The organism is Vibrio sp. 378, from assembly GCF_033339435.1.
Map to the genome: position 1 here is coordinate 58924 of NZ_JAWOUO010000003.1, position 15174 is coordinate 74097.

A 15174-nucleotide genomic window follows, 5' to 3' on the forward strand; every position below is an offset into this window, starting at 1 on the left:
CAAGAAGAATAGCTTAATCTAAAGACGTGATAACGATCTGAAACAGCCAAAGATCTAATCAGTCATCACGAAGAAAACATATCGACGACGTCTTTTTCAATTGAGGTGACCATATAGTAGTAAAAATGAAGCTCCCTTATCGTGCGATATGTCAGAATCTTATGACTGAGCACGAAAATCGCGGTTCAGATAAGACTCTGTTTTAAAACTAAGTTAAGATTACTTTATTATTTGCGAACTAAAAGGCGCCTTCGATGGATGCAGAACTTCTCGAGATTTACAACTTTCTCGCCAAGTATCCCCCGTTCAATGAACTCCCTGAAGAAACACTAAACAAGGTGACAGAGAGTGTCGAAATCTCGTACTACCGAGAAGATACCCCCATCATCCATTTTGGAGACTATATCCAAGATTTATACGTGGTGCGAAGCGGTGTTGTTGAAGTTTATCGACGCAAAGGTGAGCTGTATAATCGCCTTGACGAAGGTGACCTATTTGGCCAGATGGGCATGCTCACCAATAACAAAGTCCGCTTTCCGGTAAAAGCCATTGAGGATACCCTGCTCTACTGTATTCCTGGTGACATTTTCCAAGAAATTTACGATAACTTTGATTCCTTTGCGGATTTTGTTGAAGTTGAAAATAGCGCTCGTTTACGCCAAGCCATTTCAGAAAACAAAGACGCCAATGACCTGACGACGTCGAAAGTGAAAACCTTGCTGACTGGCGATGCTCATACGATTGATCGTGGTCAGACAATCCAGCAAGCCGCGCAGCAAATGGCGAATGACAACGTATCGGCTTTACTTATCGTCGACCCAGATTTCGTTCGTGACGAAGACGATCCACAGTCCCCAGTACTTGGTATCATTACTGACCGTGACTTGTGTACCCGTGTGTTAGCTGAAGGTTTGTCCCCACAGGACGATGTGTCCAGTGTGATGACCACGGAGGTCATGTCTCTTGACCACAACGCTTACATCTATGAAGCAATGTTAACGATGCTGCGTTACAACGTACATCACCTACCAGTGGTAAAAAACCAATTACCAATCGGTATTATCGAAACCACCGACATTGTTCGTTATGAATCTCAGAATTCGTTGTTGTTGGTGAGTAGTATTTTCCAACAACAGACTATCGAAGATTTAGCCGTTGTTGCCGAAGAAGTGAAAAGCAGCTTCGTGCGTCTGGTCAATGAAGATGCCAACTCTCACATGGTGGGTAGCGCGATGTCGGTCATTGGCCGAAGCTTCAAACAGCGTCTGCTAGAAATGGCAGAAGAAGAGCTTGGCCCACCGCCAATTCCTTATTGTTTCCTTGCACTTGGCTCAATGGGACGAGATGAGCAACTGTTGGTGACTGACCAAGATAACGCCATCATTCTAGATGAGACCTATCAAGAAGAGAAACATGGTAAATACTTCGAAGCCCTAGCAAAATACGTCAGCGATGGGTTAGATGCCTGTGGCTACAAATATTGCACAGGCGATATTATGGCAACCAACCCACTATGGCGCATGACTCGTTCAGAGTGGGAAGAGTGTTTTGCTGACTGGATTGATAACCCGAACCCGAAAGCACTACTCAACGCCTCCATCTTTTTCGACTTGGATGGCGTCTATGGCCGCTTAAAATGGGCAGAACAGTTAACTAGCTTTATTGTTCGTCGCGCTCGAAAGAACAACCGCTTCTTAGCGTGTTTGGCTCGTAACGCACTAAACAGAACACCACCTCTGGGCTTCTTTAAAGACTTCGTGATGGAAAAAGATGGCAGACACAACAACTCCATCAACCTCAAACGTCGCGGTACTGCTCCTCTGGTCGACTTAATTCGCGTTCACTCTCTGGCGGTTGGTTCACGTGCACAGAACTCGTTTGAGCGTCTTGACGACATTATTGATGCTGGCATTTTGCCAAAAGGTCGAGCACAAGACTTAAAAGACGCGTTAGAATTTATTTCCATGGTACGTATTCGTCACCAAGCGACGGATGTGGAACTAGGCATTGAGCCTGATAACAATATCGAACCGGAAAACCTCTCTGAATTTGAACGTCGCAACCTAAAGGATGCATTCCAGATCCTAAGCAATGGCCAAAATTTCCTTAAGTTCCGCTACCAAGCGAACAAGAGCTTTAAGTGAGGTTTAGCATGATTAAAAAGCTCTTTCAGAAGCCAACCATTCAGTGGCCAACGAAGTTTGAACAAAAGCTGGAGATGGCGAAGGATGAGAATTTAATTGCGTTTTATAGCAACAAGCCGCCTGCTCCAGAAACACCGTTATCTGAGGTGGAGTTCGTGGCGTTAGATTTCGAAACGACGGGTTTGAATCCTGAAAAACATGACATCATTACTATTGGTTTGGTACCGTTTAACCTGAAGCGAATTTTCCTACGTAACTCGCGTCATTGGAAGGTACGTCCACAGCGTGCACTCGATGAAGATTCAGTCATTATACACGGTATTACTCACAGCGAATTGATCGATGCACCTGACTTAGGCGATATCTTAAGCGAGCTGCTACCATGCTTAAGCGGGAAAATCATTGTTGTTCATTACCGTCGTATCGAGAGAGAGTTTCTGGATAAAGCGCTCAAAAGCCGTTTAGGGGAAGGTATTGAGTTTCCTGTTTTAGATACGCTGCACCTTGAAGAAACGATTCAACAGAAACGTTCAGGCTCTCTCTGGGAGCGTTTAAAAGGGAAAAAACCAGAATCGGTTCGGCTAGCGCAATCTCGACGCCGTTATGGGCTGCCAGACTATACGCCTCACCATGCATTAACCGATGCAATTGCTACCGCAGAGCTACTGCAAGCGCAAATCGCCCATCATTACAGTGAAGAGCAACCCATCAGTGAGTTCTGGCTGTAATATACTTCACGCTTAATAGCGATCAAAAAAGGAGCCAGATGGCTCCTTTTTTTTGCTTAGCTTGAGACAAGATTACAGCTTAAAGCGTTGAATCTCTTGTTCAAGTTCGTGTGATAGCTCAGACAGGTGAGCAGCTTGTTCTGCTGCTTGATGAGCTTCGACTGACAACTCGTTAGACACGTCACGAATACCTTCAGTGTTACGAGTGATCTCAGTGGTTACCGATGCTTGCTCTTCTGCTGCTGAAGCAATCTGCGTTGCCATATCACTGATACGCTCAACAGCAGTGTGGATTTGCGTCAAGCTCGCTGCAGCCGCATTGGCATCATCAACACTGGTATCAGCTAGACGACGACTGTCACCCATAATACCGACCGCTTTGGCTGTTGTGCCTTGTAGCATCTCGATAGTTTCTTGAATCTCTTGCGTTGAAGCATGAGTACGTTGGCTCAATACGCGGACTTCATCTGCAACCACAGCAAAACCACGGCCTTGCTCACCTGCACGTGCCGCTTCGATCGCCGCGTTCAGTGCAAGTAGGTTCGTTTGCTCTGCAATGCCTTGAATCGTTGATAGAATCGTATTGATGCTATTTCCGTGTGCTTCTAGCTCTTGAATCACATCAGTAGCAACTTGAACTTCTTGCGCTAAGTTCTGAATAGAGCCTTGCGTTTGAGTTACTTGGCTAGAACCATGTGAACAAGCTTGAACCGCTTCTTCTGAGTTACTTGCCGTGCTATCAGCATTACCTGCAATTTCTTGTGTCGCTGCTGCCATTTCGTTCACAGCCGTCGCCACCATGTTGATTTCATCTTGCTGGTAAGAGATACGCTGACTACGCTCCTCAGCTTGCTGTGCTGTCGTGCGTGCTTGTTCTGAAAGCGCAGAAGATACGTGGCTAAGCTTAGTAACCATTGTGTGCATGTTGCCAACAAAACGGTTGAAGTTTTCCGCCAGTTTACCTACTTCATCATCACTGCGTGGTTCTAGGCGTTGCGTTAAGTCACCTTCACCAGATGCAATTTCTTCCAGTGCATTTGATACGCGGTTCAAGTCACGGAACAAGAAACCAACTAGCCAAGAAACTGCAAGAATAACCACAATCGTGATCGCCACAGCAGTAAACAATAGATCTCGTAGCAATACCGCATGACCTGCTTCTTCTGTTGCGCGATCCATTTCAATCGCAAACATCCAATGCGTACCAGGAACTTTATTGAAGTAGTAAAGCTTCTCTTTTCCTTTGATTACCGTATCTTCGATACGACCTTCATCGGCGGCGCGCTCAATTGCCTCTTCTGAAAAATCTTTTAGAACACTGGTGATAGGCTTAAGCGTCAAGCTTTTATCTGGATGCGCTAAGAAGGTGCCTTCATTCATGTCGATTAGCATCGCATGCGCGTTTTCACCTGCATCTAAGTTAATCACATCGCTGATAAGCTGATCGATCAGTACGTCCGCACCAACAACACCAACAAACTGACCATTTTTCATTACTGGCTCAGCAATGGTCACAAGTAGTGCATTCGTGATTGCGTCTTGATATGCGGCTGTGATGATTTGCTTACCCGCGGCATCAGCATCCTTGTACCAAGGACGTGTGCGAGGGTCATAATCAGCACGGTTACGCTCCGGATGAGAGCGGTACATATCACCGTTTGGTGTACCAAGGAAGATGTCATCGAAGCCACCAGCCTTGCGAGCTTGTTGTAGGAAAGGAACAACGTCTTGCTCGGTCGAGTAGTCGTTGAACGCAGTGGCAATATCTTTACGGATATTGACCCAATCAGAAATTCCCTCTGACGCAGTAGTACTAAGACTTTGCGCACGTGAATAGACACCTGAACGAGTCTGATCAAATAATTGACCAGCCGACAACCAAGTAAGTGCTGTTGCCATCACAACAACAGCAGAAAGGCTTGCGCCTATAAGCTTTTGTTTTAATGATAATTTCATATTTATAGTTTTTTGAGTTGGGAGAACAGTTAAGGTGCATGAATATTACACACTTTTTTACGACTATTCACTAATTTTTAAAAAACAAAATAGCACATTAACTCTTTGTAAAATATGAACTTTCATGTGTCATTTTTTTGTCTCGATCGTCATAAAAACCGCACAAAAAAAGCCAGCAAATTGCTGGCCTTTTGATTAATTGTTAGTAAACGGTTTTATAAAATGCCGAATTACTGACGCTCAGTTCGCATACCCATCAATAAGCTCACACACATTGCAAGCAGAATGAAGGTAAATGGCAGTGCTGTAGAAATGGCACCAGCCTGAAGAGCTTGAACCGCCTCGGAGCCACCAATCCATAGCAGAGCAACCGCAATTGCACCTTCCATGAATGCCCAGAAGACACGTTGAAGTACAGGTGCATCGACTTTACCACCTGCCGTGATACTGTCGATAACAAGTGAACCAGAGTCAGAAGACGTAATGAAGAACACAAGTACCAACACAACAGCGATGATAGAAAGCATGCTACCAAATGGAAGAACATCAAACATTTGGAACATAGCAAGTGATACGTCAGTCAAGCCATTTGTGCCCAGCTCACCTACTTTATCAACAACTTGCTCGATCGCCAGGCCACCAAATACAGACATCCAAACAACGGTAACCGCAGTTGGAACCAGCAGAACTGCTGTGATGAACTCGCGAACGGTACGGCCACGAGAAACACGCGCGATGAACATGCCTACGAATGGCGACCATGAAATCCACCAAGCCCAGTAGAACACTGTCCAGCCTTGGAACCAAGCTTCGTCCGTACGACCAAACGGGTTACTTAGTGGGATGATATTCTCTACATATGCCATAAGTGTGGTTGGGATCGAACCTAGGCTCGCCGCCCAACCGATAAGACCAACAAGGAGAAGTAGCAAGAACGCCACAACCATGTTGATGTTACTAATGACTTTAACACCACCATCGATGCCGCGTACGACGGAAACAACAGCAAGTAAAGTCACCACGGTAATAACGACGATTTGCAGACCTAGGCCTGGCTCAACACCAAATACGTGATGAATACCACTTGCTGCTTGCTGCGCACCTAGACCTAGGGATGTAGCAAGACCAAATAAAGTCGCAAGCACAGCCAGAATGTCCACAATGTGGCCAGCCCAACCCCATGCACGATCACCCAGAAGTGGGTAGAAGATCGAACGCATAGATAGCGGTAAACCTTTGTTGTAGGCAAAGAATGCTAAAGAAAGTGCTACAACACCGTAAATTGCCCATGGGTGAAGGCCCCAGTGGAACATCGTTGCACCCAGTGCCAATCTCGCGGCTTCTGGTGTATTTGCCTCAACACCAAGTGGCGTTTCATACCAACCGGTGAAGTAAGCGACAGGTTCTGCAACACTCCAGAACATTAAACCGATACCCATACCAGCTGCAAATAGCATTGCAAGCCATGACATAAACGAGTAATCGGCAACAGCGTCTTTACCACCTAGTCGGATCTTACCCATTGGTGAGACGATAAGCGCCAAACAGAAAATAACGAAAATGTTACCTGCAATAATGAACAACCAATCGAATGAACCAATAATTTTCCACTTCAGCCCATCAAGTGCCGTCTTTGCGGTATGTGCATCTAGAACTAATGCAGCGACAAGAAACAGCGCAATTAAACCTGCACTAATACCAAAAACTGGGTTATGAACATCAAAACCCCATTTTTGAACGTTGTCCTGACCTACCGTATAGTCGGTACTATCGATACTGTACTTATCTATACCCTTTGTCATCGTTCCTCTCTATTTTTGTAGTGTTTTTACGTACCAAACAAAAAAATCTTTCGAACACGATACGTTTTGCATTCCGTGAAGGCGCAAGATCCTATCATTTGACACGTTTTTGTCTATCTTTTTGCTATTAAAAAATCCAATAACTTACTTTTCACTGTGTGGTTACAGCCTTTGATAGAACAAATCACTACTACAATAGTTAGACCACAAACATTTATTGCTATAATAATTTTAGCTCTTCTTATTTTGTCGAAAAGGCGCGACAAAATGGTATTGAGGACACGGCGTAAAATTGTAGAGGTAATTTTTGATTTCCCCCCTTTAAATAAGGGCGCATTTAAGTTAGTGTCGCCTCGATAAATGTTCCCTACAGACTGGATGAATAAATTGGAAAAGTACGAAGAAGTATTGGTCTCGATTCGTCAGATCATCCGCGCTATTGATTTACATTCTAAAAAGCTGAGCAAAGAGTCTGGATTGACTGCTCCACAGTTGATTTTGATGCGCGCTATCAATGACTTAGATAACGTGACGATTAAACAGTTGTCTAGCCACACTAACATGAGCCAAGCGACCGCAACGACCATTCTAGATAGACTAGAACGAGGCCAGTTTGTTGAGCGTCAGCGCAGTGTTCAAGACAAGCGTAAAGTGCATGCTGTACTTACGAGCAAGGGCCAAGAAGCCTTAAAACAAGCACCAACGCCGCTGCAAGAGCACTTCATTAATCGATTCCAAAAATTGGAAGAATGGGAGCAATCCCTTCTACTGTCTTCCGTTCAACGCATCTCGACGATGATGAATGCAGAGGACATCGATGTTGCTCCAATGCTAGAGCTTGGTAGTATTACCAAAGCCGATTAGTTTCGCTCCCACGTGCTCGCTTTTTGCGGGCACTACTCTCCTACTCAGTCAACCCAGTTTCAAACGCATATTTTGCTAACTCTGCCGTCGAATGTAAGTCCAACTTGTGCTTAATGTTATGGCGATGCGTCTCTACCGTTCGATAACTAATATTGAGTAAAGTGGCGATTTTCTTGCTGCTGTTTCCTTGAGCAACTAATTTAAGTACCGCTTCTTCCCTGCGGCTGAGAGGATTCGTTTTTTGCGTGGCAGGCACCACTTCTTGGGTAAAGAGTGTTTGTGTGACGGATTCACAGAAATACGTCGAACCTTGGTTCACCGTTTTTATTGCTTGCACCATTTTCTCGGCCGAGATTTCCTTGAGCATATATCCTACGGCACCAGCTTGCATGACCTTCATGATGTACTCGCGATTATCGTGCATGGTCAACATAAGTATTTTGCTCTCTGGGCGCGCTTCTTTAATTACACCAGTCGCTTCAATACCGTTCATTATAGGCATGCTGATATCCATCAATATGACGTCCGGTTGCAAGTGCTTTGCGACCTCTATCGCTTCCAAACCATTACTTGCTGTACCCACCACTTCGATGTCAGGCTCTAACTCCAAACGAGCCATGAAGCCATCCAATACCACTTGATGATCATCGACAATCACTACACTAATCGGTTTATCCATAAACTATTTCATCCAAATTAAGCAGCACAGTAATCTCTGTTCCCAAGCCAAGCTCACTCATTAGCTCAAATTCACCACCGATGAACTCTACACGCTCTTGCATGTTCCTTAACCCAATCCCTTGTTGGTGCACTGCTTGGTTAACCACAAATCCAACGCCATCATCACGTATGAGTAATTGCAGCATATTGCCCATTTTTTGCAAAGTAACCGTTACTTTTTTCGCTCGCGCATGTTTTTCAATGTTATTCAAAGACTCCTGAGCGACGCGATATAGCGTCGTTGCGACTTCCGAAGTCAGTTTGTGCTGCTGAGTATCGAAATTGCTCTCGATATCAATCCCGGAATGGGAATGAAAATCCTGTAGCAAGGTCGTCAGTGCTGCTTCTAAACCGATATCATCGAGGGCGCTTGGACGGAGCTGATGAGAAATATGCCGCACCTCATTTATCGCGGTGACGAGCGATCGTTGTGATTTATCTAAGTGGGATTTGAGTTTTTCGTCTTCCAGTCTATGACTCATTAAGTCTAAATGACATTTACTGGAGACTAACAACTGATTGATTCCATCGTGCAGTTCTCGCGCTAAATGCTTTTTCTCATCTTCTTGGAACATCACGGTTTTATGTGCCAATTCTTTCAGGTTCTTATCAGCGAGGCGATGCTCATGCAGATTGATCGCCAGAGTGAGAACAATGATTACAGCAACGGTCACCGCTAAGATCACGACGACTGAGAAAAATGTCGTTTCGATATTTTTGTTCACCGCCGCGCGCATATTGGCGACTTCTCGGCTTACATCCTCAATATACAGCCCAGTCCCTATCATCCATTCCCACTTATCGAGCCATGCAGCGTAACTAAGCTTAGGGACAACTTCACCCGTAGATGGCTTTTGCCACAGGTACTGATGAAATCCACCACCGGATTGCGCTTGATACAATAGAGCTTCGATTAAGCGATCGCCATTTTCGTCTTCAAGATAGAGTAAGTTTTCCCCGACAAGCTCCGGAAGAACTGGGTGTACAAGGTTGGTACCATATTTATCATAAGCAAAAAAATAGCCGTCCGACCCATAACTCAAACGATTTAAAATCGCTTTCACACGCGTTTTGGCAACACTCTCTTCTAAAGTCGGATCGTTGTAGATGTAAGAAATGGAGTCAAAAGCGACGTCGACCGTATCTTTCAGCGCCGCTTCTTTTGATTGGATCAGGTTTTGATGAAAGATCTCTACCTCCCTTTTGCCAAGGGTCTTGGTTTGATAGATAGAGATCCAGCTGATACTCGCTGACACCAATACCACGGGTATCAGTGTCAGCAGAATTAACTTTGCTTTGAGAGGCATCCCTTCCCTCCATGAAACGCTGCCTTTACAGCTTACTATCTTAGCAGTACAAACGAATCGATTGTGTCTGCATAGACATAATTAACAGCTTAACAACTTGTCTCAAAAGGTAAAAACTCTCAGTTCACAAAATCTCTTTATTATCGAGTGATTAACTCATACCGTAAAAACCTGGGAAAAACAGCAAAGACGCCAACACAACAATCTGAATCGCGATGAACGGCATCACACCTTTGTAGATATCACGCGTAGTAACCCCTGCTGGAGCGACACCTTTTAGATAGAACAAACTAAAGCCAAATGGCGGTGTGAGGAACGACGTCTGCAAGTTCATCGCAATAAGAATCGCAAACCACGTCATATTAATGCCCATCAATTCAGCGACTGGCGCAATAATTGGCACGATGATAAAACAGATTTCAACGAAGTCGATAAAGAAACCTAAAATCAGAATCACCACCATGGTAATAATAAGGAATCCCCACTTTTCACCCGGCAGTTCTAACATCCACTCTTCAACTAAATAATCACCACCGGTGTAGGTAAATGCCATTGAGAAGGCGGTCGCACCAAGTAAGATCGCAAAGACCATTGCGGTTACCTTAACTGTCTCTTTTGATGCATCATAAATCATCGACCAACTAAACTGTTTATACAATAGCGATAAAATTATCGCACCTGCACCGCCCAGTGCCGCTGACTCTGTTGGTGTTGCAATCCCTGCAAAGATGGAGCCCAATACCACGATGATCAATGCTAAAGGTGGCAATACAGCTTTCAGTGCGGTGAGCACTTCTTGTTTACGACTGATCGACTCATCACGCTCTATCGCCTGTGCGGCTTGAGGGTTCAACTTCGCGTAGATGAGAATGTAGATCACATAGGCGCCAACAAGTGTAATACCGGGCCAGATCGCAGCTTGAAATAGGTCCCCTACCGGTACGCCAAGTACATCACCCAACAAGATCAACACGATAGAAGGTGGGATAATTTGGCCCAACGTGCCAGACGCACAAATAGTCCCACACGCTAAACCTTTGTCGTAATTGTACTTGAGCATCACAGGAAGAGATATTAAGCCCATCGCAACAACTGATGCGCCTACCACACCCGTTGAAGCTGCAAGCAATGCGCCAACTAACACGGTAGAAATAGCGATACCACCGCGAACGCCACCGAACAAACGCCCCATTGATTCTAGTAGCTGTTCAGCAAGCTTCGTTTTCTGTAGCACTAGCCCCATAAAAACGAACAGCGGTACGGCCATTAGCACCGTATTTTCCATAATGGACTGAATTCGATATGGCATAAAAGCAAACATCTCGATGCCTTCAGCCCAAACACCAAAAATCAGCGCGATACCACCAAAAGTAAAGGCAACGGGAAATCCCAATAGAAGCGCAAAGAGCGCAACAAAAAACATCACTATACCGATCATAATGACTTCCTTTTACGACTTACCGTTATTACCGGCATAGATGAGATGAGGGTTGACAATTTTGTTGATTGAATGAAGTAACAATCCAATACCACTCACCGCCATAAAGAAAAATGACAGCGGAATCATCGCTTTGATAATCCAACGATATGGTAAGCCACCTGGGTCACCAGACGTCTCGCCTAACGCGTAACTTTCCTTGGCGAAATCAATACCAAACCAAGCTACCAGTAGGCAAAAAGGGAATAAGAAAAATAGTGTGCCTATGATGTCGATGATGGATTGTGCTTTGTAAGATAAGCGTTCATAAAAAATGTCGACGCGAACATGGCCACCGGACTTAATTGCGTAAGGCACACCAAGCAAGAACACGGCAGAGAATAGATGCCATTCCATTTCTTGGAATGCGATAGACACATCATTAAACACGTAACGCATGACAACGTCGTACACAACGTTTGCTAACAACAAAATAAACAGGATGCTGGATAACCATCCGAGAAAATCGCTAAAGCGGTTAAATAATCGCTCAATATAAATAAGACTTCTCATTCCGAACTCCGTGGAACGTTTAGATGCGCTCCGCTATGGTGCGGAGCATTCATTATGAAGTTTTCTTGGGCTTCGATAGCAGGCTAAACCTCTCAGCGTCGCCTGCTTCATAACGTTATTGTTGAGCTTGACTGTTTAAGTACGCTCGGTGCGAAATATCTGACCATGGTCGAACTTGATTCATATAGTTCGCTTGCGACTCTTGAATCTCTTTCGCCAAAGCATCTTTTTCTGCATGTTCTTTCAACAAACGATCGTTTGCTTCTCGCAACGCAGCTACGACTTCAGGTGGGAAATCTTTTACTTCAACATTTGGGTATTCAGACTTAATAGATGCCCAGTTTTTGCCGCTTTCGTGTTTCGATTGCGTGTACATATCGTAAGCGGCCGTTTTCATGGCTACTTGCAAAATCGCTTTTAGATCATCAGGTAGACGGTTCCAGGTGCGCTTGTTAACGAGGAACTGAAGCTCAGTCGCTGGCTCATGCCAACCTGTGTAGTAGTAAGGCGCGATTTTGTGGAAGCCCATACGTAGATCCAGCGATGGACCAACCCATTCCAGGGCATCAATTGTGCGACGCTCTAGAGAGGTATATAGCTCACCAGGGGCGATATTCGTTGGCTTGGCACCTAATTCAGCCAAAATCTCACCAGCAAACCCTGGGATCCGCATTTTCAAACCCTGTAAGTCCTCGACGGACTTGATCTCTTTTTGGAACCACCCGCCCATCTGAGTATCGGTATTACCGCCAGGGAAAGACATCAAGTTATGTGGAGAGTACACTTTTTCCATCAGCTCCATACCACCGCCGTAGTAAAACCATGCATACTGCTCAGTTGGCAACATACCGAAGGGCATAGAAGTGAAGTAAAGTGTGTTTGGAACCTTACCCTTCCAGTAATAAGACGCTGAGTGACCCATGTCATACTGACCCGACTTAACCATATCAAACACCCCAAAAGGCGCTTTATGCTTGTTTGCGGAATCAATGCGGATTTGCAAACGTCCGTTGGACATCTCTTCCGCCATTTTGGCCATGTTTTTTGTGGTATCACCAAAAATTGGGAAATTAGGCCCCCAAGTTTCAGCAAGCTTTAAACGATAGACTTTTTCAGCAGCGTTTACAGAAGTCGCCGCGAGTGCCATCGCGGCAGCGACAGCGGTTGTTTTGAGCACTCGTTTTAAAGATTTTTGGATTAGACTCATCGTTCACGTCCTTTATCACCAAGGTTATTGTTGTCATCCATTTCATTAGGATTGGCTGTATTCGGTATAAAAGATGTAACAATGTTTTCTAATGCGAAATGGGCATGAACACGGAAGCGAGTGATTCATCAATAAGGCATTAGCCTAAGGTATTACGTACAAGTACGTAGGACAACCGTCATGAAAAAAGACTGTTAATAGCAAAATCAATAAATTATATTTTTATCTATGAATAAAAATAAAAGACAATACGTACGTATTTTTCTGCCAAAAAATTTACATAGTATTTAAGAAAATGTGACAAACCACTTATTGGCAGTGTTAAAGTGAGTACTTAATGCATTATTTCCAATACCAAGATAAAAAAATACCTCGGCATCGGCCGAGGTATTCAATCTAGAACGGTAGCGGTAATTAAACTGCTTTGTAGATAACTTTGTTACCTGCTAACTGCTCTTTTTGAACTAGGTTTTCTTCAAGAAGCTTCTTTAGTGCGCCAGTAGCCCATGATGCCGCTTTAGTATCTTCTTGACCTGCAGCTAGACCGATGCCTTTAGGGTTAATACCTTCAGCATTCGCCATAACGATGTCTAATACTTGTTGTTGCTTAGGAGTAAGGGCAACATCAACTGTTTTCACTGCAGCTACTTTTTTATCAGCTACTACTTTCTCCACAACAGCTTTTTCAGCAACAGAAGGTGCTACTGCTTTTTCCGCAACAGGCTTCACTGCTTTAGGTGCTGCAGCTAAGTTTGCTACTGTCGCTTTAATGCGTTTTTGCAGTTTCATCTGCACTTTACGCTTATGAGCAAGTCTCATTGAATATTTCTCCAGTTCACTGCATCTCAGCAGGGATGAAAATTTGAAGCGCGTTTTATACCAAAATTCACAAGCAATTTGTAGGTTTTAGCGGCGAAACGCGATGAAAAATGCGCTCAAAGCATAGAACGTCTACTATTTAATCAGATATTTTATGAACGGATTTATTGAATACTGGGTATAAAAACAGAGGTTTGTTTTATTTTAAATGCAAGTCAATGCACATAAAGCTGCCCACTCATTTTTGAACAAGTATTCGATGAGGTTATAAGCATGGAAACGCTGCACCTAACAAATTCACATTTCAAACCCGACTCCCCTATCAACAGAATACTTTTGTTACTCGTTGCACTCATCACTTTGTTTTTGGTTGCCATTTCTCCGGGATGGAAGCAAGCCATGTTGTCGGTCATTTTGATGTCTGCAATCGTTGGTTTCGCCATCTTGATGATTAAGAAAAGCCAAGTCACTTTTACGCTGACAGCTTCTCACTTTCAGCAACACCTTTTTAAAGGGGGTTGGGTCGTCAGATGGCGAAATATTGAGTCAATCGGTATTTGTAGCTACCAACAGGAAGGGTGGCACCAACCGCTACCTTGGATCGGTATTCGTCTAAAACACTACTCACCCTACTTAAATTCAATCTGCCCTCGTATAGCGACAGAAATTCTCCTCAGCCAGCGAGCACTGCTTTACTTAGGCGCAAAACAAAATCAGTGTGAAGATAAGTTTGAGGATATGGTGCTTGACCCTAAACCGTATATAAACAGAGATGGGATTGAGTACAAAGGTTTGTTAGCGATGCTCGCCAACCGGATGAAGTATCAGAGAGGCTTTTATGGCTATGATCTATTTATATCAGCAAGTGATCTAGATCGTGAGGCTGAGGATTTTGTGGGACTGACTCGGCGATACTTAGCTGCCGCCGAGCCAGAATAATGCTTAGTACACGCACTTTTAGTAAAGCGGCATCTCGTCAGCAACGAACGGGTTAGTTTTACGCTCATGACCGAAAGTCGATTGAGGGCCGTGACCAGGGACAAACGTGACATCATTGCCTAAAGGCCACAATTTCTCTTTGATAGAGCTAATCAACGTATTGAAATCACCTTGTGGGAAGTCAGTTCGACCAATGCTACCGTTAAACAAAACGTCACCCACAAACGCTAAACGCGCTTCTTCACTGTAAAGCACAACGTGACCAGGTGTATGACCAGGTGTGTGGAATACATTCAGCACTTGATTACCAAAAGTGACAGTGTCACCCTCATTTAGCCATTGGTGCGGTTCAAACGCTTCTGTCAGCGGGAAACCAAACATTTGGCTCTGACCTTCCAAACCTTGCAACCAGAAGTTATCTGCCTTGTGAGGGCCAACAATCTCTGTACCGCCAAGCAGTGCAGACAGCGGCTCCGTGCCACCTACGTGGTCCAAGTGACCGTGTGTTAGCACTAGGTTTACCACGTCAACACCCAGCTCTTTGATAAGCATAGCGAGCTGCTTTTCATCGCCGCCTGGGTCAACCACAATACCTTTCATGGTTTCGTCACACCAGACAATAGAACAGTTTTGAGAGAAAGATGTTACTGGAACAACTTGGTATTTCAGAGCCATAGATAACCTATACCGAATAAATT

The 15174-nt window shown here is 44.4% G+C and carries 13 protein-coding genes; 4 read left to right on the forward strand and 9 right to left on the reverse strand.

Going from position 1 to position 15174, the window contains the following annotated elements:
• Window positions 1–254: 254 nt before the first annotated feature.
• Together R7Q48_RS06800 and R7Q48_RS06805 are read left to right on the forward strand one after the other, a co-directional pair.
• On the forward strand, window positions 255–2144 hold the full coding sequence (locus R7Q48_RS06800; RefSeq protein WP_033905640.1) for a DUF294 nucleotidyltransferase-like domain-containing protein: 1890 nt from the start codon (window positions 255–257) through the stop codon (window positions 2142–2144).
• 8 nt (window positions 2145–2152) lie between these two features.
• Entirely contained in the window at window positions 2153–2872 is a 720-nt protein-coding gene (locus R7Q48_RS06805; RefSeq protein ID WP_005376881.1) for a 3'-5' exonuclease, read from the forward strand.
• A 72-nt stretch (window positions 2873–2944) separates the two neighbouring features.
• On the opposite strand, the gene R7Q48_RS06810 is transcribed toward R7Q48_RS06805, so the two are convergent.
• Complete coding sequence (locus tag R7Q48_RS06810) at window positions 2945–4828, reverse strand: methyl-accepting chemotaxis protein (RefSeq protein ID WP_005376880.1); 1884 nt, start codon at window positions 4826–4828, stop codon at window positions 2945–2947.
• Between the two features lie 230 nt (window positions 4829–5058).
• The gene (locus R7Q48_RS06815; protein ID WP_005376879.1) at window positions 5059–6630 is read right to left on the reverse strand and encodes a BCCT family transporter; all 1572 of its coding nucleotides are present in this window, start codon (window positions 6628–6630) and stop codon (window positions 5059–5061) included.
• 387 nt (window positions 6631–7017) lie between these two features.
• Here R7Q48_RS06815 and R7Q48_RS06820 point away from each other — a divergent pair, with 387 nt between their 5' ends.
• Complete coding sequence (locus R7Q48_RS06820; protein ID WP_005376877.1) at window positions 7018–7494, forward strand: MarR family winged helix-turn-helix transcriptional regulator; 477 nt, start codon at window positions 7018–7020, stop codon at window positions 7492–7494.
• Window positions 7495–7534: 40 nt separating this feature from the next.
• On the opposite strand, the gene R7Q48_RS06825 is transcribed toward R7Q48_RS06820, so the two are convergent.
• The 6 genes from R7Q48_RS06825 to R7Q48_RS06850 all read right to left on the reverse strand — a co-directional run bounded on the left by R7Q48_RS06825 (window position 7535) and on the right by R7Q48_RS06850 (window position 13537).
• Window positions 7535–8173 carry a response regulator gene (locus R7Q48_RS06825; RefSeq protein WP_005376875.1) on the reverse strand — a complete coding sequence of 213 codons (639 nt, stop codon included), beginning with the start codon at window positions 8171–8173 and terminating at the stop codon, window positions 7535–7537.
• On the reverse strand, window positions 8166–9521 hold the full coding sequence (locus R7Q48_RS06830; RefSeq protein ID WP_005386831.1) for a cache domain-containing protein: 1356 nt from the start codon (window positions 9519–9521) through the stop codon (window positions 8166–8168). The genes R7Q48_RS06825 and R7Q48_RS06830 overlap by 8 nt, the downstream gene beginning before the upstream one ends.
• Window positions 9522–9672: 151 nt before the next feature.
• The gene (locus R7Q48_RS06835) at window positions 9673–10959 is read right to left on the reverse strand and encodes a TRAP transporter large permease (protein ID WP_005376871.1); all 1287 of its coding nucleotides are present in this window, start codon (window positions 10957–10959) and stop codon (window positions 9673–9675) included.
• Window positions 10960–10971: 12 nt separating this feature from the next.
• A complete protein-coding gene (locus tag R7Q48_RS06840) occupies window positions 10972–11511 on the reverse strand; it encodes a TRAP transporter small permease subunit (protein WP_005376869.1) in 540 nt (179 codons plus the stop codon).
• Between the two features lie 115 nt (window positions 11512–11626).
• A complete protein-coding gene (locus R7Q48_RS06845) occupies window positions 11627–12718 on the reverse strand; it encodes a TRAP transporter substrate-binding protein (RefSeq protein WP_017636112.1) in 1092 nt (363 codons plus the stop codon).
• Window positions 12719–13132: 414 nt separating this feature from the next.
• Window positions 13133–13537, reverse strand: coding sequence for a MarR family transcriptional regulator (locus R7Q48_RS06850; RefSeq protein ID WP_256902907.1), 405 nt, complete (start codon window positions 13535–13537; stop codon window positions 13133–13135).
• Between the two features lie 273 nt (window positions 13538–13810).
• Here R7Q48_RS06850 and R7Q48_RS06855 point away from each other — a divergent pair, with 273 nt between their 5' ends.
• Window positions 13811–14476 (forward strand): DUF2982 domain-containing protein, encoded by a 666-nt coding sequence (locus tag R7Q48_RS06855; RefSeq protein ID WP_005376857.1) that lies wholly within the window; start codon window positions 13811–13813, stop codon window positions 14474–14476.
• Window positions 14477–14494: 18 nt separating this feature from the next.
• Here the strand turns inward: R7Q48_RS06855 and R7Q48_RS06860 are convergent, their stop codons facing one another.
• Window positions 14495–15151 carry an MBL fold metallo-hydrolase gene (locus R7Q48_RS06860; RefSeq protein WP_005376855.1) on the reverse strand — a complete coding sequence of 219 codons (657 nt, stop codon included), beginning with the start codon at window positions 15149–15151 and terminating at the stop codon, window positions 14495–14497.
• Window positions 15152–15174 lie beyond the last annotated feature (23 nt).

Bases quoted from the DNA above. Each gene is read 5' to 3' on its own strand.
- R7Q48_RS06800 (WP_033905640.1), top strand. From the start codon at position 255: ATGGATGCAGAACTTCTCGAGATTTACAACTTTCTCGCCAAGTATCCC.
- R7Q48_RS06805 (WP_005376881.1), top strand. From the start codon at position 2,153: ATGATTAAAAAGCTCTTTCAGAAGCCAACCATTCAGTGGCCAACGAAG.
- R7Q48_RS06810 (WP_005376880.1), bottom strand. From the start codon at position 4,828: ATGAAATTATCATTAAAACAAAAGCTTATAGGCGCAAGCCTTTCTGCT.
- R7Q48_RS06815 (WP_005376879.1), bottom strand. From the start codon at position 6,630: ATGACAAAGGGTATAGATAAGTACAGTATCGATAGTACCGACTATACG.
- R7Q48_RS06825 (WP_005376875.1), bottom strand. From the start codon at position 8,173: ATGGATAAACCGATTAGTGTAGTGATTGTCGATGATCATCAAGTGGTA.
- R7Q48_RS06830 (WP_005386831.1), bottom strand. From the start codon at position 9,521: ATGCCTCTCAAAGCAAAGTTAATTCTGCTGACACTGATACCCGTGGTA.
- R7Q48_RS06835 (WP_005376871.1), bottom strand. From the start codon at position 10,959: ATGATCGGTATAGTGATGTTTTTTGTTGCGCTCTTTGCGCTTCTATTG.
- R7Q48_RS06840 (WP_005376869.1), bottom strand. From the start codon at position 11,511: ATGAGAAGTCTTATTTATATTGAGCGATTATTTAACCGCTTTAGCGAT.
- R7Q48_RS06845 (WP_017636112.1), bottom strand. From the start codon at position 12,718: ATGAGTCTAATCCAAAAATCTTTAAAACGAGTGCTCAAAACAACCGCT.
- R7Q48_RS06850 (WP_256902907.1), bottom strand. From the start codon at position 13,537: ATGAGACTTGCTCATAAGCGTAAAGTGCAGATGAAACTGCAAAAACGC.
- R7Q48_RS06855 (WP_005376857.1), top strand. From the start codon at position 13,811: ATGGAAACGCTGCACCTAACAAATTCACATTTCAAACCCGACTCCCCT.
- R7Q48_RS06860 (WP_005376855.1), bottom strand. From the start codon at position 15,151: ATGGCTCTGAAATACCAAGTTGTTCCAGTAACATCTTTCTCTCAAAAC.